The organism is Hydrogenophaga sp., assembly GCF_018780075.1.
GTDB lineage: Bacteria > Pseudomonadota > Gammaproteobacteria > Burkholderiales > Burkholderiaceae_C > Hydrogenophaga.
This window is the reverse complement of sequence record NZ_JADMKB010000071.1, coordinates 1-21,130: the sequence shown is the minus strand read 5'-3', so window position 1 is coordinate 21,130 and position 21,130 is coordinate 1. Positions and strand designations below refer to the sequence as shown.

Annotated in this window: 20 protein-coding genes and 1 pseudogene; 14 read left to right on the top strand and 7 right to left on the bottom strand. The window is 69.2% G+C overall.

The genetic code is table 11. From position 1 onward, the window contains the following. The first annotated feature begins 182 nt into the window (after positions 1–182). Positions 183–557 (top strand): DUF2917 domain-containing protein, encoded by a 375-nt coding sequence (locus tag IV088_RS13690; protein ID WP_291102898.1) that lies wholly within the window; start codon positions 183–185, stop codon positions 555–557. 108 nt (positions 558–665) lie between these two features. On the opposite strand, the gene IV088_RS13685 is transcribed toward IV088_RS13690, so the two are convergent. Both IV088_RS13685 and IV088_RS13680 read right to left on the bottom strand, forming a co-directional pair. Beyond that, positions 666–1,487, bottom strand: a complete 822-nt coding sequence (locus IV088_RS13685; RefSeq protein ID WP_291102896.1) for an alpha/beta hydrolase — start codon at positions 1,485–1,487, stop codon at positions 666–668. A 91-nt stretch (positions 1,488–1,578) separates the two neighbouring features. Continuing rightward, entirely contained in the window at positions 1,579–2,889 is a 1,311-nt protein-coding gene (locus IV088_RS13680) for an O-acetylhomoserine aminocarboxypropyltransferase (protein WP_291102893.1), read from the bottom strand. A 132-nt stretch (positions 2,890–3,021) separates the two neighbouring features. Here IV088_RS13680 and IV088_RS13675 point away from each other — a divergent pair, with 132 nt between their 5' ends. Further along, a complete protein-coding gene (locus IV088_RS13675; RefSeq protein WP_291102888.1) occupies positions 3,022–3,489 on the top strand; it encodes a CBS domain-containing protein in 468 nt (155 codons plus the stop codon). Positions 3,490–3,652: 163 nt separating this feature from the next. Here the strand turns inward: IV088_RS13675 and IV088_RS13670 are convergent, their stop codons facing one another. Then, entirely contained in the window at positions 3,653–4,867 is a 1,215-nt protein-coding gene (locus tag IV088_RS13670; RefSeq protein ID WP_291102885.1) for a polyhydroxyalkanoate depolymerase, read from the bottom strand. Between the two features lie 133 nt (positions 4,868–5,000). Between IV088_RS13670 and IV088_RS13665 the strand changes: the two genes are divergently transcribed. After that, complete coding sequence (locus IV088_RS13665) at positions 5,001–5,657, top strand: glutathione S-transferase (protein WP_291102882.1); 657 nt, start codon at positions 5,001–5,003, stop codon at positions 5,655–5,657. A 34-nt stretch (positions 5,658–5,691) separates the two neighbouring features. Here IV088_RS13665 and IV088_RS13660 read toward each other — a convergent pair whose 3' ends face one another. Together IV088_RS13660 and IV088_RS13655 are read right to left on the bottom strand one after the other, a co-directional pair. Next, on the bottom strand, positions 5,692–6,114 hold the full coding sequence (locus IV088_RS13660; RefSeq protein WP_291102879.1) for a cupin domain-containing protein: 423 nt from the start codon (positions 6,112–6,114) through the stop codon (positions 5,692–5,694). A 92-nt stretch (positions 6,115–6,206) separates the two neighbouring features. Beyond that, entirely contained in the window at positions 6,207–7,733 is a 1,527-nt protein-coding gene (locus IV088_RS13655) for a S8 family peptidase (protein WP_291102877.1), read from the bottom strand. A 128-nt stretch (positions 7,734–7,861) separates the two neighbouring features. Between IV088_RS13655 and aroC the strand changes: the two genes are divergently transcribed. Further along, positions 7,862–8,962, top strand: a complete 1,101-nt coding sequence (gene aroC, locus IV088_RS13650) for a chorismate synthase (protein ID WP_291102874.1) — start codon at positions 7,862–7,864, stop codon at positions 8,960–8,962. 76 nt (positions 8,963–9,038) lie between these two features. After that, the gene (locus IV088_RS13645; RefSeq protein ID WP_291102871.1) at positions 9,039–10,208 is read left to right on the top strand and encodes an MFS transporter; all 1,170 of its coding nucleotides are present in this window, start codon (positions 9,039–9,041) and stop codon (positions 10,206–10,208) included. A 26-nt stretch (positions 10,209–10,234) separates the two neighbouring features. On the opposite strand, the gene IV088_RS13640 is transcribed toward IV088_RS13645, so the two are convergent. Next, positions 10,235–11,122: a LysR family transcriptional regulator gene (locus IV088_RS13640; protein ID WP_291102868.1), complete on the bottom strand. Its 888-nt coding sequence runs from the start codon at positions 11,120–11,122 to the stop codon at positions 10,235–10,237. Positions 11,123–11,229: 107 nt separating this feature from the next. Here IV088_RS13640 and speB (IV088_RS13635) point away from each other — a divergent pair, with 107 nt between their 5' ends. From speB (IV088_RS13635) to IV088_RS13600, 8 genes are all read left to right on the top strand, one after another. Then, the gene (gene speB, locus IV088_RS13635; protein WP_291102865.1) at positions 11,230–12,195 is read left to right on the top strand and encodes an agmatinase; all 966 of its coding nucleotides are present in this window, start codon (positions 11,230–11,232) and stop codon (positions 12,193–12,195) included. A gap of 146 nt (positions 12,196–12,341) precedes the next feature. Then, positions 12,342–13,337, top strand: coding sequence for an agmatinase (gene speB / locus IV088_RS13630; RefSeq protein WP_291102862.1), 996 nt, complete (start codon positions 12,342–12,344; stop codon positions 13,335–13,337). Continuing rightward, complete coding sequence (locus tag IV088_RS13625; protein WP_291102859.1) at positions 13,334–14,206, top strand: TIM barrel protein; 873 nt, start codon at positions 13,334–13,336, stop codon at positions 14,204–14,206. The genes speB (IV088_RS13630) and IV088_RS13625 overlap by 4 nt, the downstream gene beginning before the upstream one ends. Positions 14,207–14,219: 13 nt before the next feature. Further along, on the top strand, positions 14,220–15,299 hold the full coding sequence (locus IV088_RS13620; protein ID WP_291102856.1) for a 2-oxoglutarate and iron-dependent oxygenase domain-containing protein: 1,080 nt from the start codon (positions 14,220–14,222) through the stop codon (positions 15,297–15,299). Between the two features lie 71 nt (positions 15,300–15,370). After that, positions 15,371–16,168 carry an ABC transporter substrate-binding protein gene (locus tag IV088_RS13615; protein WP_291102853.1) on the top strand — a complete coding sequence of 266 codons (798 nt, stop codon included), beginning with the start codon at positions 15,371–15,373 and terminating at the stop codon, positions 16,166–16,168. A 33-nt stretch (positions 16,169–16,201) separates the two neighbouring features. After that, a complete protein-coding gene (locus IV088_RS13610) occupies positions 16,202–17,728 on the top strand; it encodes an amino acid ABC transporter permease/ATP-binding protein (protein ID WP_291102850.1) in 1,527 nt (508 codons plus the stop codon). Between the two features lie 13 nt (positions 17,729–17,741). Continuing rightward, the gene (locus IV088_RS13605) at positions 17,742–18,491 is read left to right on the top strand and encodes a class II aldolase/adducin family protein (protein ID WP_291102847.1); all 750 of its coding nucleotides are present in this window, start codon (positions 17,742–17,744) and stop codon (positions 18,489–18,491) included. Next, a complete protein-coding gene (locus IV088_RS13600; RefSeq protein WP_291102844.1) occupies positions 18,488–19,444 on the top strand; it encodes a glyoxylate/hydroxypyruvate reductase A in 957 nt (318 codons plus the stop codon). The genes IV088_RS13605 and IV088_RS13600 overlap by 4 nt, the downstream gene beginning before the upstream one ends. A gap of 207 nt (positions 19,445–19,651) precedes the next feature. On the opposite strand, the gene IV088_RS13595 is transcribed toward IV088_RS13600, so the two are convergent. Next, positions 19,652–20,455: an IclR family transcriptional regulator C-terminal domain-containing protein gene (locus tag IV088_RS13595; RefSeq protein ID WP_291102841.1), complete on the bottom strand. Its 804-nt coding sequence runs from the start codon at positions 20,453–20,455 to the stop codon at positions 19,652–19,654. A gap of 191 nt (positions 20,456–20,646) precedes the next feature. Here IV088_RS13595 and IV088_RS13590 point away from each other — a divergent pair. Then, a pseudogene (locus IV088_RS13590) lies at positions 20,647–21,130 on the top strand (4-hydroxyphenylpyruvate dioxygenase); the annotation flags it as partial.

Here is a 21,130-nt window from a genome sequence, read left to right as displayed (position 1 = left end):
CTAACCGAGGGGCCGCGGTCCGGCGGCGCGGGTGGGGCGCGGCGACCGGTACAGATCGCCCCAAAACCGGGCACACAGATGGGGCCTGTGCCGCATCTGGTGGCGCGAACTGTGTGGTCTGTGTGTCTGTCGCGCCAGCGCCCGAAACGGAACAGTGGAACCTCATCCACAGGAGGCCCGCCATGCACCCCACCACCGCCCAGCCCACCCGTTTGTTGCCCCGCCAGACCCGCCTCATCCACGCCAGCCACGGCGTGCGGCTGCGGGTGGTCAGCGGCCGCCTCTGGCTGACGCAGCCGAACGTGGCGCAGGACCTGTTTCTCGGCCCCGGCGCCACCATCGATCTGCTGCAGGACTGGGTGGTGATCGGCGCGGACGCCGAGCCGCGCCGATCCGAGGACGAGCCATCGTGCTACAGCGAGTACCTGGTGACGCCGCTGGTGGCGCTCGCGCCCCGGCGCCATTGGGGTGCCGCCGTCTGGCGCGCGCTGCGCCGTTTGGCCGGTCGGGCCACGGCGACGACCCGCAGCGTGTGGGAGCGTTCGTTCGCCCGCTGAGCCTCACACGGGTTGGCCTTCAAACGCATCAATGCGTTGGTTTGCCTTGCCGTGCCAGAGCACGGTCTGCGGCTCCCGCCGTGTTCTGCGCTCGAATGCAAACCCGTCTCAGCGGCCCTGCAGGAAGTCCCGGATGGCAAACAGCGTGGCGTCCGGGGTTTCGGTCATCTGGTGGTGGCCGACCGGCAGGCTCACGACCCGCACCGCCCGGCCGGCCGCCTGCGCGGCCTTGATCAGACCCTGTGCGGCCTTGGGCGGTGTCATCTGGTCCTGGGCCCCGAGCAGGAACAGCACCGGGCCGGTGAGGGCCGCCATCGCGGCCTCGCCCCCCGTGTAGCTGTCGCAGGCCACGAAGCCCCGGTGAAACACGTTCACCTGGGTGTTGCTGGCCAGCACCCGTTGGCCCAGCGCCAGGCTGCTGCCGTAGACCCAGGTGCCCGGGCCGAGCGCCGAGGGCGGCGCGGCCAGCGTGCTGCGCGAGAACACGTTGACCATGGTCAGCGCCTTCAGGGGCTGATTCAGCGAAGCCTCGATCAGCGCGGGCGAGACCTTCATGGGGTAGGCCGTGCCCACCAGCACCAGGTGGCTCACGCGCTGCTTCAGCCGGGCAGCGGCCTCCATGGCGATCAGCGAGCCCCAGCTGTGGCCCACCAGCGCGGCGGTCTGCACACCCGCCGCGTCGAGCAGCGCGCCGATGAAGTCCGCCGCGGCTTCGACCGACGCTGGCGCTTCGCCGCCGCTCCGGCAATGACCCGGCAGGTCCACCGCCAGCACGTTGAAGCCGTGGTTCGCCAGGTAGCGGCTCTGCAGGGCCCAGACGCTGTGGTCGTGGACCACCCCATGGATGAACACCACGGTGGGTTTGGCGGCATCGAAGGCTTTGCCGCCGGTGTAGCAGTAGGTGGTTGCGCCGTTGACTTGGAGGTACATGGTCATGCCTCCCGCCGGGCCGCCCGAAGGGCGGCTTGCGCCCCCTCGGGGGGCTGCGAACACACGAAGTGATGAGCGTGGGGGTTCATGGTCATGCTCCTGCCTTTTCCGCGGCTTTCAGCGCGCGCTTCAGATCGTCGATCAGGTCGTCCGGGTCTTCCAGGCCGATGGACAGGCGGATCGTGCCGGGGCCGATGCCCGCGCCCGCCAGCGCCTCGTCGCTCATGCGGAAGTGGGTGGTGCTGGCCGGGTGGATCACCAGCGAGCGGCAGTCGCCCACGTTGGCCAGGTGGCTGAAGATTTTGAGCGCCTCGATGAAGACCTTGCCTTGTTCGCGCGAGCCTTTGATGTCGAAACTGAACACCGCCCCCGCGCCCTTGGCGCCATGCTTGAACAGCTTCTGCGCGAGCGCGTGGCTGGGGTGCGATTCGAGCAGCGGGTGGCCCACGCGGCCCACCAGCGGGTGGCTGGCGAGGAAGGCCACCACCTTCTCGGTGTTGCTCATGTGGCGCTCCATGCGCAGCGACAGCGTCTCCAGCCCCTGCAGGATCAGCCAGGCGCTGTGCGGCGAGAGGCAGGCACCGAAGTCGCGCAGGCCTTCGCGGCGCGCGCGCAGCAGGAAGGCGCCCACGGTGCTCTCTTCGCTGAAGGTCATGCCGTGGAAGCCGTCGTAGGGCTCGGTCAGCTCGGGAAATTTCCCCGAGGCGTCCCAGTCGAAGCTGCCGCCGTCCACCACCACGCCGCCGATCACGGTGCCGTGGCCGCTCAGGAACTTGGTGGCCGAGTGGTAGACCAGATCGGCACCCAGCTCGAACGGCTTGACGAGGTAAGGCGTCGTCAGGGTCGAGTCCACCAGCAGCGGCACGCCGGCCTCGTGCGCGATCTGCGACACGGTGGGCATGTCCAGCACGTCCAGGCCGGGGTTGCCCACGGTCTCACCGAAGAAGAGCTTGGTGTTGGGCCGCACGGCGGCGCGCCAGCCGTCGATGTCGCCCGGCTTCACGAAGGTGGTGTCTATGCCGAAGCGGCGCATCGTGTAGTGCAGCAGGTTCTGGCTGCCACCGTAGAGCGCGGTGCTGGCCACGATGTGCGAGCCCGCGCCCATGAGCGTGGCCACGCTGAGGTGCAGCGCGGCCTGGCCGCTGGCGGTGGCGATCGCGCCGACGCCGCCTTCGAGCGCGGCCATGCGCTGCTCGAACACCGCGTTGGTCGGGTTGCTGATGCGGCTGTACACGTGGCCCGCGCGCTCCAGGTTGAACAGGGCCGCTGCGTGGTCGCTGGATTCGAAGACGAACGAGGTGGTGAGGTGGATCGGCACGGCGCGCGCGCCGGTGGTGGGGTCGGGCGCGGCGCCCGCGTGCAGCGCGAGCGTGTCGAAGCCTGGATCTGAATAACCGGACATGGGGGTGGTCTCCTCGGGATGCCGTGCTGTGTCGCCAAGGGCTGGCGCGCAGTGGTTTTGAGCGGTATTGTGGGGGTATATTGCACGGACGCCAGCCTTGCTGGAGACACCACCAGAAACAGGAGATCAGACATGAAAGTCAGCGACATCCTTCGCGTCAAGGGCGGCACGCTCTACACCACCCACCCGCAAGAAACCCTGCACCGCGCGGTGGAAACCATGTCGCAGTTCGACATCGGGTCGCTGGCCGTGATGGAGCACGGCGAACTGGTGGGCATGCTGACTTTCCGCGAGATCATTCACACGCTGGCGCGCAACGGCGGCGCGTTGGGCGACAAGACCGTGCGCACGGTGATGGACGACCACCCCATGACCTGCACCCCCCAGACCGAGCTCGAGCAGGTGCGCCCCATGATGCTGGAGCGGCACACCCGCTACATGCCGGTCATGGACAACAAGATGCTGATGGGCGTGATCAGCTTCTACGACGTGGCCAAGGCCGTGGTGGACAGCCAGAACTTCGAGAACAAGATGCTCAAGGCCTACATCCGCGACTGGCCCGAAGAAGAAACCGGCAAGAACGAGCCGAACTTTCCCTGAGCCCGAAGACCCTCATGAAAAACGCCCCGCAAACCGGGGCGTTTTTCATGGCAGCGCCGTTCGCGTGAAATGCCTTCAACCCAGAACACCGCGGGGCTGGCTTCGCCAGACCGCTGGTGTTGCCCCCTGGGGGGTGACGCGCGCAGCGCGGCGCAGGGGGGGGTCACATCGAGCCATGGATCATGTCGCGCACCCGCGGATAAATCTGCTGGTTCCACCGGCGCCCGCTGAACACGCCGTAGTGGCCCACGCCGGTCTGGATGTGGTGGGTCTTGAGGTAGGGGCGCACGTTCGGGCACAGGTCCTGCGCGGCCACCGTCTGGCCCACCGAGCAGATGTCGTCACGCTCGCCCTCGACCGTCATCAGCGCGGTGCGGCGGATCGCCGCCGGGTTCACGGTGCGGCCCTGGTAGGTCAGCACGCCGCGCGGCAGGTCGTAGGTCTGGAACACCTTTTCCACGGTCTCCAGGTAGAACTCGGCCGGCAGGTCGTTGACCGCCAAGTATTCCTCGTAGAAGTCCTGGATGATCGCCGCTTCTTCCACCCGGCCGTGCTCCAGGTGCTCGTAGATGTTGCGGAACGACTGCTTGTGGCGCTCCGGGTTCATGCTGATGAAGGCCGAGAGCTGGACGAAGCCGGGGTAGACGCGGCGCATGAAGCCCGCGTGCGGAAGCGGCACGTGGCTGATCAGGTTCTTCTCGAACCAGTCGATGGGCTTGCTGGTGGCCAGCTTGTTGACCTCGGTCGGGTTGACCCGGCAGTCCACCGGGCCGGCCATGAGCGTGAGGCTGCGGGGCTGCGCCGGGTGGTCGTCTTCGGCCATGACGGCCGTGGCGGCGAGCGCGGCCACGCAGGGCTGGCACACCGCGATCATGTGGCAGCCTTCGCCCACGGCCGCCGTGAAGCGCATCAGGTAGCTGATGTAGTCGTCCAGACCGAAGCCGCCGTTCAGCAGCGAGACGTCGCGGGCGTTGTGCCAGTCGGTGATGTAGACGTCGTGGTCCTGCAGCAGGGTGCGCGCGGTTTCGCGCAGCAGCGTGGCGAAGTGGCCCGAGAGCGGCGCGGCGAGCAGGACCTTGGGTTGGTCGGGCAGGCCGGGGTCGTCCTTGCGAAAGCGCAGCAGGGTGCCGAAGGGCAGGGTGAGCACGGTCTCTTCAATCACCGGGATCTCGCGTTCGCCGACCATGACCGAGTGGATGTTGTACGGCGGGCGCGAGTGCGTCAGGCGCAGGCGCGAGAGCACGTCGCAGGCGGCGGCCACCTTGCGCACCATGGTGCGCTCGGTTTTCTGCAGCCACAGCGACGCGCTCAGGTGCTGCGCCGCGAGCCGCAGCGGGGAGACCAGGTCGGACTGAAATTGGTAAGCCTGATACAGCATGACGGTCTTTCCTGTGGGTGATACCGACTGCAGGCAAGGAATGGGCCAGCCGCGTGTGCACGACGGTGGTGCGGTCGCCGTGCACAAAGGTGGCACAGGGATTGCTCAACAGACCCTCAACGAGGAGTGTTCCATGGCCAAAGCGGTACTCACGATCAGCAGCAAAAACTACGGAGCCTGGGCCTTTCGCGGCTGGCTGATGGCCAAACTGGCCAGGCTGGAGTTCACCGAGCACATCATTTCGCCCGACGACCCCGCCATGAAGGCCGAGATGCTGCTGCTCTCGGCCTCCATGCGCGTGCCCTCGCTGGACCACGACGGCGTGCACGTGTGGGACACGCTCGCCATCGGCGAATACCTCAATGAAATCAAGCCCAAGGCCGGTCTGCTGCCGGCCGACCGCGCGGCGCGCGCGCACTGCCGCGCGATCTGCGGCGAGATGCACTCGGGTTTCTCGGCCCTGCGGTCCTCACTGCCCATGAACATCAAGGCGCACTTCCCGGGCTTCAAGCTCTGGTCGCGGGCCCAGACCGACATCGACCGCATCGAGATCATCTGGCAGGAATGCCTGGCGAAATACGGCGGCCCGTTCCTGTTTGGGGCCAAACCCTGCATCGCCGACGCGATGTTCGCGCCGGTGGTCATGCGCTTCATCACCTACGACGTGCCGCTGGACGAGGGCTGCGTCGCCTACTGCGATGCCATCACGGCGCTGCCGGCGGTGAAAGAGTGGGTGGCGGCGGCTGAGGAGGAGCCTGACGAGATCGACGAGCTCGACGCGGAGTTCTGAAAGGCGGGCACGGCCCGCCTTTCAGAACGGTCACTCAAGCCCAGGGCGTGGGCGGAGGAATCTCGCACACCGGGTCCACCGGCACCGATTTGAAATCCGCCGGGGAGACGATCTCCAGGTACTCCATGTCGGGTGAGTAGTCGAACAGGTAGTGGCGGATGCCCGGGCGCTGGTGCACCACGTCGCCGGCTTCCACCAGGGTCACCTGGTCTTCGTACATGAACTTGGCCCAGCCCTTGGTCATGATCACGATCTGGAAGTCGGCCTCGTGGATGTGCCAGCCCGTGCCGCCGTCGGGGGGCAGGTTGGCCTTCACCAGGTGCGCGACCACCTGGCCGTGTGTGGCGGCGGCGATGCCCAGGTCGCGGTAGAGGAAGAAGTCGCGCAGGCCGCCGCGAATGAACTCGGTTTCGCCGGGTTTGACGTGGGAGAAAAGGGTGCCTGTTTTGTCCAGCATGGTGCGCTCCTTTCGGGTTTGGGGCAGCGGGATGGCTGCACCCTCACCGATGCACGAAGCGTTCCATGCGCCGGGCACCCGGCGCGCCCGGTTTACGGACGGGCGATGCGGATGCGGGTGGTGGTGTTCTGGTTGGCGTCGTACACGAGCGCGGTTCCGGAAACACCGCTGACCGTGAAATCCGTGAAGCCCACCTTGGCCCTGGACAGCGCGCTGCTGCCCAGGCGGCAGTTGCCGGCGCTGCCGGTGACGCAGGAGGTGCTGCCACCCGGCGCAAACGAGCCGGTCACGGTGGCGCCCGAGACCGGGCTGCCCTGCAGGTCGCGGATGCTGACCTGGGCGTAGGCGACCCAGTTGTTGCGGCCCGATAGGGCCGAGCTGCCCGCGATGGACGCCACCGACACGGTGCGGATCACCGGTGCCTGCGGCGCGCCGGCGGCCAGCGAGAACACCAGCCGGTTGGGCGAACCGGTACCGGCCGTGCCGACCTTGTTCAGCGAGGCGTTGTCGGCCAGGAAGCGGGACACCATGTCGGGGGTGCTGGCCGGGTTGGCGGCCAGGGCCAGCGCAGCCACCCCCGCGACATGCGGCGAGGCCATCGAGGTGCCGCTGATGGTCTGCGTCGCGGCGGTGCCGGTGTACCAGGCCGAGGTGATGGACGAGCCGGGCGCGAAGATGTCCAGGCAACTGCCGAAATTGGAATAGCTGGCCCGGGCGTCGGCGCTGGTGGTCGCGCCCACGGTGATGGCCGAGGGCTCGGAGGCGGGTGAATAGTTGCAGGCATCGGCGTTCGAATTGCCCGCGGCCACCACCATGGTGACGCCCTTGCCGACGGCCGCAGCCACCGCCGCGTTCAGCGAGCTGGACTTGGCGCCGCCGAGCGACATGTTGGCCACGGCCGGGCGCATGGCCGTCTGGGCCGCCACCCAGTCGATGCCGGCGATGACGCCGCTCCAGGTGCCGCTGCCGCTGCAGTCGAGCACCCGCACCGGGACCAGGGTCGCGCCTTTGGCCACCCCCCACTGGCCGCCGCCGACGGTGCCGGCCACGTGGGTGCCGTGGCCGTTGCAGTCGGTGCTGCCGCGGCCGTCGCTGATGAAGCCGGTGCCGGCCTGCACCCGTCCGCCGAAGTCCTGATGGCTCGCCAGAATGCCGGTGTCCAGCACGAAGGCGTACACGCCGGCGCCCTGGTACTGGTAGAGGTACTGGCTGCTCAGCGGGCGGTCGACCTGGTCGATGCGGTCCAGGCCCCAGGTGGCGCTGTTCTGGGCCAGCGCCGGGCTGGTCAGCGTCTCGGTCATCGACACCGTGGCATCGGACTCGACATAGGCCACGTTGGGGTTTTTCTGCAGGGCTGCCACGGCCGCGCTGGCGGCCCGGGCGGGCAGGCGCAGCGAAAAACCCCTGATGGTGTGGCTGTAGCCATGCAGGTACTGACCGCCCAGTTGGGTCGCCAGCTGGCGTCCAAGGCCCGGGGCGTCGCTGACCTTGTCCTTGAAGACGACGATGTACTGGCCCGCGATGGCGCGCGAGGGCTGCGTGCCGGCCACTGGCTGGGCCAGCGCGACCGGCAGGGTGAGGGACAGCAGGGCGGAGACAAGCAGGGTGCGTGGGGTCATGGTGTCTGGGCTGAGCAATGGTGGCGGTGGAACGAAGGGCCGCAAAGCCCCTGAGGCCTTTTCGGCAGGCGCCAGCAGAACTTGAGGCCACAAGGGCACAGGAAGGTGCCTCGGCGATAATCCGATGCATGAGCGGCAACACCTTCGGCACCCTGTTTTGCGTCACCAACTTCGGTGAATCCCACGGCCCGGCCATCGGCTGCGTGATCGACGGCTGCCCGCCCGGCATGCCGCTGACCGAGGCCGACATCCAGTTCGATCTGGACCGCCGCCGGCCCGGCACCAGCAAGTTCGTGACCCAGCGCAACGAGCCCGATGCGGTCGAGATTCTCAGCGGCGTGTACGAAGGCCAGACCACCGGCACGCCGATTGCCCTGCTGATCCGCAACACCGACCAGCGCAGCAAGGACTACGGCAACATCCTGCAGACCTTCCGCCCGGGCCACGCCGACTACACCTACTGGCAGAAGTTCGGCATCCGCGACCCGCGCGGCGGTGGCCGCAGCTCGGCCCGCCTGACCGCGCCCACCGTGGCCGCCGGCGCCGTGGCCAAGAAGTGGCTGAAAGACAAGTACGGCACCACCTTCCACGCCTGCATGACGCAGGTGGGCGACGTGGCGGTTGGTTTCGAGAGCTGGGAGCACGTGCCCCACAACCCGTTCTTCGCACCGGTGGCCGACGTGTCGGCCATCGAAACCTTCATGAACGAACTGCGCAAGAGCGGCGACTCCTGCGGCGCGCGCCTGCGCGTGGTGGCGAAGAACATGCCGGTGGGCCTGGGCCAGCCGCTGTACGACAAGCTCGACGCCGACATCGCCTACGCCATGATGGGCCTGAACGCCGTTAAGGGCGTGGAGATCGGTGCCGGTTTTGCGAGCGTGACCGACCGGGGCAGCACGCATGGCGACTCGCTCACCCCCGAAGGTTTTGTGGGCAACAAGTCGGGCGGTGTGCTCGGCGGCATCAGCACCGGGCAGGACCTGGACGTGTCCATCGCCATCAAGCCCACCAGCTCCATCCTGGTGCCGCGCGATTCGATCGACGTGGCGGGCGCGCCGACAGAGGTGATCACCAAGGGCCGCCACGACCCCTGCGTCGGCATCCGCGCCGCGCCCATCATGGAAGCGCTGCTCGCGCTGGTGGTGATGGACCACGCGCTGCGCCACCGCGCGCAGTGCGGCGATGTGAAGGTCGAGACACCGGACATCGCTGCCGCATCGCGCGCGTGATGGCTTTTCCGTTCGGGCTGAGCCTGTCGAAGCCCTCGCGAGCCCTTCGACACGCTCAGGGCGAACGGGGTTGGCTGTGAGCCAGAGAAAACAGCTTCTGCCTTTCGCCGCCCTGTCCGCGAGCTACTTCGCCCACATCGGCTTCTTCAACCCCTACCTGCCGCTCTGGCTGAAGGAGCTGGGCTTCGGCCTGATCGCGATCAGCGTGCTGACCTCGGTGCAGTCGGCCACGCGCCTGTTCGCGCCCTACGCCTGGGGCACGCTGTCGGACCGCACGGGCGAGCGCGTGAAGCTGCTGCGCTACGGCGCCACGGTGGCGCTGCTGCTGTCCGTCGGGCTGTGGTTCCCGCTCGGGGGCGTGGCGCTGTTCATCGTGCTGCTGCTCATGTTCACCCACACCAGCGCCATGATGCCCATGAGCGAGGCCGCCCTGGCCCACCTGGTGAGCCAGGGCGGCGCGTTTGACGCGAAGCGCTATGGCCGCGTGCGGCTCTGGGGCTCGCTGGGGTTCCTCTTCACCGTGATGGTGGCGGGCTGGTGGTTCGAGCGCTTCGGCATGGGGCACTTCCCGGCCTGGACGCTGGTCACGCTGATCGCGGTGGTGGTGAGCGTCTGGTCGCTGCCCGACCACAAGGAGGCCGTGTACCACGACGAGGACCACCCGACGGTCTGGCCGCTGCTGCGCCAGCCACCGGTGCGCTGGTTCTTCGCGGCGGTGTTCTTCCACGTGCTCGCGCACATCTTCATCTACGTCTTCTTCTCGCTCTACCTCGACAGCCTGGGCTACAGCAAGACCGTGATCGGCCTGCTGTGGGCGGTGTCGGTGCTGATCGAGATCGGCTGGTTCTTCAGCCAGGGGCGCTGGCTGCCGCTGCTTTCGCTCACCGGCTGGCTGGTGCTCGCGTCCGCCCTCATGGTGCTGCGCATGGGGCTCACCGCCGGGTTGCCGCTGCTGTGGCCGCTGCTGCTGGCCGCGCAGGCGCTGCACGCCATCACCTTCGCCGCGCACCACACGGTGTGCATCGCCTTGCTCTCGCACCACTTCCCGGGCCGGCTGCGCGGGCGCGGGCAGGCGCTCTACACCGTGGTGGGCTACGGCTTTCCGGGGGTGATCGGCGGGCTGGGCGGCGGGGTGCTGAGTTCGGCCTTCGGCCTGGCCAGCGTGTTCTGGCTCTCGGCCGTCTGCGCGCTGGTGGCGACCGGCTGCGCGTTGCGGCTGCGCGCGCTGGCGCACCACGCCCCCTGAGCTGAGCGCCCCCACGGGGCCGGCGCTCAGCCGCGCATCTTGCGCAGCAGCAGCTCCTTCATCACCTGGATCGGGGCCTCGCGCCCGCGTCCGCGCCGCGTGGCCAGCATGAACTGCGATTGGTAGCCGAACGCGGCGGGCAGCAGCACGCGCAGCCGGGCCTGGTCCACCCAGGGCTGGGCGTAGTGCTCGGGCAGGTAGCCGACGTAACCACCCGAGAGGATCAGGATCAGCTGGGCCTCCATGCTTTCCACCGTGGCCACGCTGTGCTTGAAGCCGTGGCGGCCCAGTTCGGTCTGGCTCCAGTAGCTGCGGCGCACCATGTTGAGGTCCGACACCAGCGCTTCCGGGATCTGCCGCTGGCCGTACATCGGGTGGCGGTCGCTGCAATAGAGCCACTGCTGTTCCCGGTAGAGCGGCTGGAACACCAGGCCCGGCGGGCGCGTGGGGAAAAAGCCCATCGCCAGGTCCAGCTCGTTGTTCAGCACCCCCTCCTGCAGCTCGTAGGGGCTCTTCACGAACAGGCTCAGGTGCACCGCCGGGTAGCGCTGGCAGAACACCCCGATGGCGTCGGGCAGGGGCAGGGTGGGGTCGGTCACGGTGGAGTCCAGCACCCCGAGCTTGAGGGTGCCCTGCAGATCGCCCTTGAGCGACGCGGCGTAGGCGCCGAAGCCGTCGAGCTCACCCAGCAGCCGCTGGGTTTCGGTCAGCAGGCGTTCGCCCCGTTCCGTGAGCGAAAAGCCGCCGCGCCCGCGCTCGCAGAGCTTGAAGCCGAGCCGGGTCTCCAGCTGCCCCATGTAGGTGCTGATGGCCGAGGTGGTGAGGTTGAGTTCCTGCTGGGCCTTGGCAAAACCCTGGTGGCGCGCGACGCACACAAAGATGCGCAGCAGCTTGAAATCGGGCGGGGTGGACATGGGGCTGGATTGGTTGTGATTTTTCTGAACTGAGTATTTGGTTCTGAGCATTTGTCGTGCCAGCGCCCGGTTCAAGAATGCGGTCAACGCCATGTGATGCCCCCGCCATGAACCCCATCGACCTGCCCCCGTCCCTGAACCAGCCACAAGGTGGCAACGAGATGCCACGCTTCGCCGGGCGCGGCACCATGCTGCGGCTGCCGTCGGCCGACGACCCGGCGGACCTGGACGTGGCCTTCATCGGCGTGCCGCTGGACATCGGCACCTCGCTGCGCGCCGGCACCCGTTTCGGGCCGCGCAGCATCCGCAACGAGTCGGTGATGATCCGGCCTTACAACATGGCCACGGGCGCGGCGCCGTTCGACGCCCTGCAGGTGGCCGACCTGGGCGACGTGCCCATCAACACCTACAACCTGCTGGCCTCGGTTCAGATCATCCAGGCCTATTACGAGCGCCTGCTGCCGCACCGCGTGGTGCCGCTGACGCTGGGTGGCGACCACACGATCACGCTGCCCATCCTGCGCGCGCTGGTCAAGAAGCACGGCCCGGTGGGGTTGATCCATGTGGACGCCCACACCGACACCAACGATCACATGTTCGGCGAGAAGATCGCCCACGGCACCACCTTCCGCCGCGCGGTGGAAGAGGGCCTGCTGGACTGCCGGCGCGTGGTGCAGATCGGTCAGCGCGCCCAGGGCTACACCAGCGGCGACTTCCAGTGGGGCGTGGACCAGGGCTTTCGCCTGTTCACCGCCGAGCAGTGCTGGCACCGCTCGCTCGCGCCGCTCATGGACGAGGTGCGCCAGATCGTGGCCGGCGGCCCGGTCTACCTGAGCTTCGACATCGACGGCATCGACCCCGCCTGGGCGCCCGGCACCGGCACGCCCGAGGTGGGCGGCCTCACCAGCATCCAGGCGCTGGAGATCGTGCGCGGCTGCCGCGGCCTGCCGCTGATCGGTGGCGATCTGGTCGAGGTCTCTCCGCCCTACGACGTCAGCGGCAACACGGCGCAGCTGGCCGCCAACCTGCTCTACGAAATGCTCTGCGTGCTGCCGGGTGTTCCGCACCGATGACACCCCCCTGCGCGGCTGCGCCGCTTCCCCCCGCTCTGGCGCGCCTGCGGCGCTGGGCAGGGGGACGGCACCTGAGGCCCGGCGAAGCCGGTTCCTCGGTGCCCCTGGTCGAAGACATCGCTGGCATCCACCTCTGAAACACCGACATGACCTCTGAACACCGATTCCCCCAGCCGCAGGACGCCGCCCAGGTGCCGCGTTACGCCGGCCTGCCCACCTTCATGCGCCTGCCCATGGTCGACCCGGATCGGTTGGACGCGGTCGACATCGGCCTGATCGGCGTGCCCTGGGACGCCGGCACCACCAACCGCGCCGGCGCGCGCCACGGCCCGCGCGAGGTGCGCAACCAGTCGTCGCTCATGCGCAAGGTGCACCACGTCAGCCGCATCGCGCCCTACGACCTGGCGCGGGTCGCCGACCTGGGCGACGTGGCCCTGCCGCCCATGGACCTGATGCTCGGCCTGGACCTGATCGACGCCTTCTACCGCCGGGTGCACGCGGCTGGCGTGCGTCCACTCTCGGTGGGTGGCGACCACCTGGTCACGCTGCCGGTGTTCCGCGGCATCGCCCACGGCGGCGCGGTCGGCATGGTGCATTTCGACGCCCACTCCGACACCAACGACAGCTATTTCGGCGGCCAGCGCTACACCCACGGCACGCCGTTCCGCCGCGCGGTGGAAGAGGGCCTTCTCGACCCGAAGCGCACGGTGCAGATCGGCGTGCGTGGCTCGGTCTATGACCCGGCCGACCTGGACTTCGCCCAGGCCGTGGGCATTCGCGTGATCCAGATGGAAGAGGTCGCCGCCCGCAGCAACGAGGACCTGCTGGCCGAGGCGCGCGCCATCGTCGGCGACGCGCCCACCTACATCAGCTTCGACGTTGACTGCCTCGACCCCTGCTACGCCCCCGGCACCGGCACGCCCGAGATTGGCGGCATGAGCACGCTGCAGGCCCAGCACCTGGTGCGCGGCCTGCAGGGGCTGAACCTGATCGGCGCCGACGTGGTGGAGGTGAGCCCGCCCTTCGACGTGGGCGGGGTCACCGCGCTGGTGGGCGCCACCATGGCCTTCGAGTTGCTGTGCCTGCTGGCCGATGCGCACGCCCGGCTCGGCCGCCTGCCCGCGGCCCGGAGCGCCGCATGAGGCTGGACCTGTTCCGTTCCCTCTGGGGCTGGCAGGGCGACTGGGCCCGCTGCGCGGCCGAGCTGCGCCAGATCGGCTGCGTGGGGGTGGAGGCGCGCCTGCCGACCGACCCCTACGCCCAGCGCGCGCTGCGCCAGAGCCTGCAGCAGGAAGACCTGGCCTACATCGCCGTGGTGTTCACCGGCGGTGACGTGGTGCCGCACCAGGGCTGGACGCTGGCGCAGCACTGGGACCGGCTGGAGCGCTCCATCGCCGCGGCGCAGGCCGTGGGCGCACGCTTTCTCAACGTGCTGCCCGGCAACGACCGCTGGCCGCTGGCCCAGCAGGTGGCGTTCTTTGGCCGCGCGCAGGCTCTGGCCGACGCGGCCGGGGTGGTGTGCAGCTTTGAAATCCACCGCGCCACCTCGCTCTACAGCCCCTGGGTCACGCTGGACGTGATCGCCCAGCTGCCGCAGCTGCGCTTCACCGCCGACATCAGCCACTGGGTGGTGGTGTGCGAACGCCTGCTGGACGACCCAGCCGACGACCTCACGCCCTTCATTGAGCGCGTGCATCACGTGCAGGCGCGCGTGGGCTACGACCAGGGGCCGCAAGTGCCGCACCCGGCCGCGCCCGAGTACGCGCGCAGCCTGGCGTTTCACCAGAGCGTATGGGAGCGGGTCTGGGCCGCGCAGCGGGCCCGCGGCCAGGCGGTGACCACGCTCACGCCCGAGTTCGGCCCCGACGGCTACACGCACCTGCTGCCCTTCACCCAGGCGCCCGTCGCCGACGTCTGGTCGCTCAACCAGTGGATGACCCGCACCGAGGCCGAGCACTTCGCGCGCTGGCAGTCGTCCACCGCCACCGCTTCTTCACCTGCTTCTTCTTGACCGGGTTCCCGCCATGCCCTCGACCGCCAACTTCGACTCCCTGCCCATCATCGACATCCGTGGCCTGTTCAGCGAACAGCTGGCCGACCGCCAGGCCGTGGCCGAGCAACTGGGCCACGCCGCGCGCCACGTCGGCTTTTTCTACGTCAAGGGCCACGGCATCCCGGCCGCCCACATTGAAGGCCTGCGCCGTGCCGCCCGCCAGCTGTTCGCGCAGGACCTGGCCTGGAAGATGGGCCACCACATCGGCCTCGGCCGGGGCCACAAGGGCTTCGTGCCCGAGGGCGAAGAGATCTACGGCACCGGCAAGCCCGACCACAAGGAGGCCTACGACATCGGCTTCGAGGCGGCCGATGACCACCCCTTCGTGGTGGCCGGCCAGCCCCTGATCGGTGGCAACAAGTGGCCAGAGCTGCCGGGCTTCCGCAACGACGTGGCGACCTACTACGCCAGCATCTTCGCGCTCGGCCGCCAGCTCATGGGCGGCTTCGCCCTGGCCCTGGGCCAGCCCGAGGACGCGTTCGACCCCTACGTGACCTGCCCGCCGTCCAAGCTGCGCCTGATCCACTACCCGGTGGACGCGGCGGCCGAAGACACGCCCGGCATCGGCGCCCACACCGACTACGAGTGTTTCACCCTGCTGCTGGCCGACCAGGCCGGGCTGGAGGTGCTCAACGACCAGGGCACCTGGGTCGATGCGCCGCCGCTCACCGCCGACGGCGAAGAGCTGTACGTCATCAACGTGGGCGACATGCTGGAGGTGATGAGCGCCGGCGCCTTCGTCGCCACCACCCACCGCGTGCGCAAGGTGCGGCACGAGCGCTACTCGTTCCCGCTGTTCTTCGCCTGCGACTACGCCACCCGCATCCAGCCACTGCCGGCCTTCGACCCGGACGGCAGCAAGGCCGCGCAGTACGAGTCCATCACCATCGGCGAACACATGTGGAGCATGGCCCTGCAGACCTACCGCTACCTGCGCGAGAAGGTGGCCCGCGGCGAACTGCAGCTGCCCGCCCACGCCCGCGGCACCACCAGCTTCGGCCAGTTCAAGACCCTGGCCAGTGCACCGGCCGATGCGGCCACCGCGCCCTGATCCGATCCCGTTTCCCATTCCGCGTTCCCTGCCTTCCCTTGTCTGTTCCCTTCCTCACAGGAGTCCTTGCCATGTCCCCACTGACCCGTTCCATCTCCCGCACCGCGCTGGCCACCCTGGTCGGTGTCGGCTGCCTCGCCGGCGCCCAGGCGCAGACCATGGCGCCCGGCGTGCTCAAGGTCGGCCTGGAAGCCACCTACCCGCCCTTCGAGTCCTACGACGGCGACAAGATCGTCGGCTTCGACCCCGACCTCACCGCGCTGCTGACGCGCGAGATGAAGCTCAAGCCCGCGCTGACCGACACCAAGTTCGTCGGCCTGATCCCCGGCCTGGCCGCCGGTCAGCACGACGCCGTGGTCTCCGGCCTCTACGTCACGCCCGAGCGCCTGGCCCAGGCCGATGCGATCCCCTACGCCAGCACCGGTGCCCTGATCATGGTGGCCAAGGACAGCAAGGCCCAGCCCAAGACCGAGAAGGACCTGTGCGGCCTGAAGGTGGGCCTGCAGGCCGGCACCTCCTGGGTCAAGCTGCTCAAGACCCTGTCCGACGAGCACTGCAAGACCGCCGGCAAGGGCGCCATCACGGTGATGGAGTTCCCGACCGCCCCCGAGGTCTCGCAGGCCATGATGTCGCGCAACGTCGACGCCCAGCTGGAGATCGCGGGCGCCGCCAAGATGATCGTGGAGAAGACCAAGGGCCGCGTGGCGATCAGCTCGCCCGACCTGGTCTACCCGCAGACCCTGGGCATCTACGTCAAGAAGGGCAACACGGCGCTCAGGCAGTCGTTCGAGACCGCGATGGCCGCGATCCGCAAGACCGGCGAATACGACGCGCTGATCAAGAAGTACGAGCTCACGCCCGTCAAGTAAGCCGCCGCTTCGCCACGCCTGAGGACGCCGCCCATGGAACTGGACTGGACCTACTTCTTCTCCCTCTTCTCCATGGGGGCGTTCTACCGGGCCAGTGCGATGGTGATCGCGCTGGGCTCGCTCTCCTGGCTGTTCGGGCTGGTGCTGGGTTTCGGCCTGGCGCAGGCCGACGCCTCGCGCCTGCCCTGGCTGCGCTGGCCGGCACGCGCCTACATCTGGTTCTTCCGCAGCGTGCCGCTGCTGGTGCTGCTGGTGTTCGTCTACAACCTGCCGCAGATCTTCCCGGCCACCGGGGTGGTGCTGGGCATCCCGTTCCTCGCCGGCCTGGTCGGCATGGTGATGACCGAGGCCGCGTACATGGCCGAGATCCACCGCGGCGGCCTGCTGTCGGTGGTCAAGGGCCAGCGCGAGGCGGCCCATGCGCTGGGCCTGGGCTGGTTCGCCACCCAGGTGCGCATCGTGCTGCCGCAGGCCTTCCGCATCGCGCTGCCCTCGCTCATCAACGAATTCGTCACCATCATCAAGCTCACCTCCCTGGTGTCGGTGATCTCCCTGCCCGAGCTGCTGCTGACCGGCCAGCGGCTGTACACGCAGAACTTCCTCATCCTCGAAACCCTGCTCGCCGTGGCGGTGTATTACGTGGCCATCGTCACCGTGTTCGGCGCCGTGCTCGGTGCGCTGGAACGCCGGCTCGACCTGGCCCGCCGCCAGCCCGAGGCGCTGGCCGAACCGGCGCTGGCCGGCCTGCGCCAGGGCCTGGGCAGCGCCCCGGTGGTCGCGCCCGCCGTGCGCGGCCACGGGGCGCCGCCGGCGCTGGAACTGCAGAACATCCACAAGGCCTACGGCTCGCACGCCGTGCTCAAAGGCGTGAACCTGACGGTGGGCGCAGGCGACGTGATCAGCATCATCGGCCCCTCGGGCTCGGGCAAGACCTCGCTGATCCGCACCGTCAACGCCCTCGAGCGCCTGGACCGTGGCGAGATCGTGCTGTTTGGCGAGAGCTATCTGCAGGGCGCTGCGCCGCAGGACGCGGCGCGCGTGCGCCAGGGCATCCGCCGCATCGGCATGGTGTTCCAGGGCTTCAACCTGTTCCCGCACCTCACGGTGCAGCAGAACATCCTGCTGGCGCCCGGTCTGCACGGGCAGGGCAGCGCGGCCGATCAGCACGCCACCGCGTTGCGCCTGCTCGACAAGGTCGGCCTGCTGGCCCACCTGCACAAGTACCCGCACCAGCTCTCGGGCGGGCAGCAGCAGCGCGTGGCGATTGCGCGCGCGCTGGCCTTGCGGCCGGACGTGATGCTGTTCGACGAACCGACCTCGGCGCTCGACCCCGAGCTGGTGGGCGACGTGCTCAAGGTCATCCAGGACCTGGCGGCCGAGGGCATGACCATGCTCATCGTCACGCACGAGATGGAGTTCGCGCTGCAGATCTCCGACCGCATCGTGTTCATGGAAAACGGCCTGCTGCAGGTGGACGTGACGCCCGAGCGCCTGCGCCAGAGCGACAGCGCCGACGAAGCGGTCGAGCGCGTGCGCCGCTTCATGCAACTGACCCCCTGAACCCGGAGAACCCATGCCCGCTGCCACCCTGCGCGCCGCCGACGAAAAAACCCTGCGCCGCGACCTCGCCGCCGCCTACCGCCTGGCCGCCCGCTTCGGCTGGGACGACACGCTCTACACCCACTTCTCCGTGCGCCTGCCCGGCGCGGGCGAGCGCTTCCTGCTCAATCCCTTCGGGCTGATGTTCAACGAGGTCTGCGCGAGCGACCTGATCGTGGTGGACCTGGAGGGGCACATCGTGAATGGCGACGCCCGCTACAACCCGGCCGGCTTTACCATCCACAGCGCGGTGCACATGGCGCGCGACGACGCGCACTGCGTCATCCACACCCACACGCTGGCCGGCATGGCCGTGGCCGCCTGCGAGCAGGGCCTGCTGCAGCTCAACCAGATCTCGGCCGAGTTCTACCAGTCGGTGGGCTACCACCCCTACGAGGGCGTGGCCTTCAACCACGAGGAGCGTGCGCGCATCCAGGCCGCGCTGGGCGACCACATGGCGCTGATCCTGCGGCACCACGGGCTGCTCAGCGTCGGCCCCACGGTGGCCGATGCCTTCTGCATCATGTTCTACCTCAACCGCGCCTGCGAGATCCAGCTCGCGGCTGCGCAGCTGGCCGGCCTGGCCGGACCGGTGACGCGCATCGCGCCCGCCGTCAGCGCCCATGCGCGCCAGCAGTTTCGGCGCGTGGAGCACGAACGCGCGCTGGTGTGGGCCGCCTGGTTGCGCGAACTGGACCGGGTGGACCCGGGCTACCAGCGTTGAGCGCCGCGCCCACGCTGCTGCTCTGCAGCGAGACCGACGACCTGGGCGATCTGCGGCCGGCCTTCGAGCAGGCGGCGGCCGAGCGGTGCCCCGGCCTGCGCGTGGCGCTCTGGCCTGAAGTGGCCGCCGGGGCGGCCGAGGTGGTGGCGCTGGCGAGCTGGTTCGCGCCGCTGGGCCTGCCCGCCGCGCTGCCCGGCCTGCGCCTGATCGCCTCCATCGGCGCCGGGGCCGAACACGTGCTGCGCGACCCGGGCCTGCCCGCCGGTGTTCCCGTCACCCGCATCGTCGACGAGCAGCAGGCGCGCGGCATGGCCGAGTTCGTGCTCTGGGCCGCGCTGTACTACCACCGCGGGCTGGACCGGGTGCAGCAACAGCAGCCACGCGGTGTCTGGCGCATGCCGCCGCAGCGGCCTGCGGCGCAGACCCGCGTGGGCGTGATGGGCCTGGGCACCATGGGCGCCGAGGTGGCGCGTTGCCTCGCCGGGCACGGGTTCGAGGTGCACGGCTGGTCGCGCCGCGGGCACGCCATCGAGGGCGTGCGCACCTGGGCCGGCGATGTGCAGCTGGAGGACTTCCTGCGCCCGCTGGACATCGTGGTCTCGCTGCTGCCCCTGACCGAACACACGCGCGGCCTGTGCAATGCGCGCTGGTTTGCCCGCCTCAAGCCCGGCGCGGCCTTCATCAACTGCGGGCGCGGCGAACAGGTGGTGCTGCCCGACCTGCTGGAAGCGCTGGAGCGGGGGCAGCTGGGTGGCGCGGTGCTCGACGTGTTCGAACACGAGCCACTGCCGCCGGTGCACCCGCTGTGGCACACGCCGCGCCTGCTGGTGACGCCCCACATGGCCTCGTCGGTGTCGCCCGAGGCCATGGCCCGGCAGATCGTGGGCGACACGGCGCGCGTGCTGGCCGGGCTGGCCCCGGTGCACGCTGTCGACCGGGCACGGGGGTATTGAAGGGACCACCCCCGCCGCGCTGCGCGCGACCCCCTGGGGCTGAGGGCCGCGGCTCCCAGCCTGCCTGCGCAGGCTTGGACGGCCCCAAGAAGCCTCGTCTCTGGCGAGGCTGCGGCCTGCAAGGCGCACTGGCCGTCTGGCGGAGCCGGCCCGGCAGTGCCCTTGGTGGCACTGCTTCATGCGTCGGGGTCGCGCTCCGGCACCGGGTTACAGCAGGGGCCTCAGGCCTCTTGCGGCTTCCTGCAGCACGGGCAGCACGCGCTTGGTGGCGTCTTCGCTGCTCTCCTGGTTGATCGGCATGGTGATGCTGATCGCGCCGTGCACCTCGTTGTTGCGGTCGAGCAGGGGCACGGCGATGCCCCGGTAGTTCAACTCCAGCTGCTGTTCCGACAGCACCCAGCCCTGGCGCCGGTGGCGCTGGAGTTCGCCGCGCAGCTGGTCCTTGCTGGAAATGGTGAACGAGGTGAAGGCGCGCAGCGTGTGCCGCTCCAGCCAGGTGTCCGAGCTGTCTTCGCCCTGGGCCGAGAGAATCGCCATGCCCGCGGCCGTCACCTGCGCCGGCACGCGCGAGCCCAGCATGTAGCCCGCGTTCATGTGGCGCTGCGCGCCGCTGCGCGCGATGTACACCGTGTCGTCGCCATCGATCACGCCGAGGTACGCGATCTCTTGCGTGCCACCCGCGATGCGCTGCAGGTAGGGCTGCACCAGCCGGGGCAGCCGGGCCGATTCGAGGTAGGCGTGGCCCAGCCGCAGGATGCGCGGCGTGAGCCAGAACAGCTTGCCGTCGCTGCCCACGTAGCCCAGGTGCGCGAGCGTCAGCAGGTAGCGGCGCGCGGCGGTGCGCGTGAGGCCGCAGCGCGCGCCGGCCTGGCTGGCCGTCAGGCGAGGGTGCTGGTCGTCGAAGGCCTCGATCACCGCCAGGCCTTTTTCCAGGCCGGCGATCCAGTCGCGTTTTTCGAGCGGGGTCTGGCCGGGGGCGGGGGTCGCGAGTGACACGGCGGGGTCTTTCATGGGGCGCAGGGGAAAAGGGGGTGAGCGGGTCTCGAAAACCCTGATATCGTGCGATCAGCATGTGATCGCGTGCGATTATCGACCGGTTCCAGTCTCGCGTTCCCGTCCCCGGCCGGCCGAAACCTCTACAGTGCACGCAGTGCATTTCCGGGCCCGCCGCGCCGGCACCGCCCGCCCCACGGAGACCATTCATGAGTGACCTGCTGCTCAACACCCCCGACACCCGCGAACCCCTGCAAGCCTCGTTCAGCGACGCCGCCAACCCGCTGGGCCTGGACGGCATCGAGTTCATCGAATACGCCACCACCAAGCCACAGGCGCTGGGCCAGGTGCTGGAGATGATGGGCTTCCGCCCGGTGGCGCGACACCGCTCGCGCGAGGTGCTGCTGTACCGCCAGGGCGAACTCAACATCGTCGTCAACGCCCACCCCAGCGACGCACAGGGTGCGGGCCACGGCAGCGACGTGCCCTCGATCTCGGCCATGGCACTGCGTGTGCGCGATGCGCGCGCCGCCTACCACTACGTGCTGGAGCGTGGCGCCTGGGCGGTGCCCACGCACGCCGAGGTGATGGAGCTGAACATTCCCGCCATCCACGGCGCGGGCGGCAGCCGCATCTATTTCGTGGACCGCTACAAGGAGTTCTCGATCTACGACGTGGACTTCGTGCCCATCC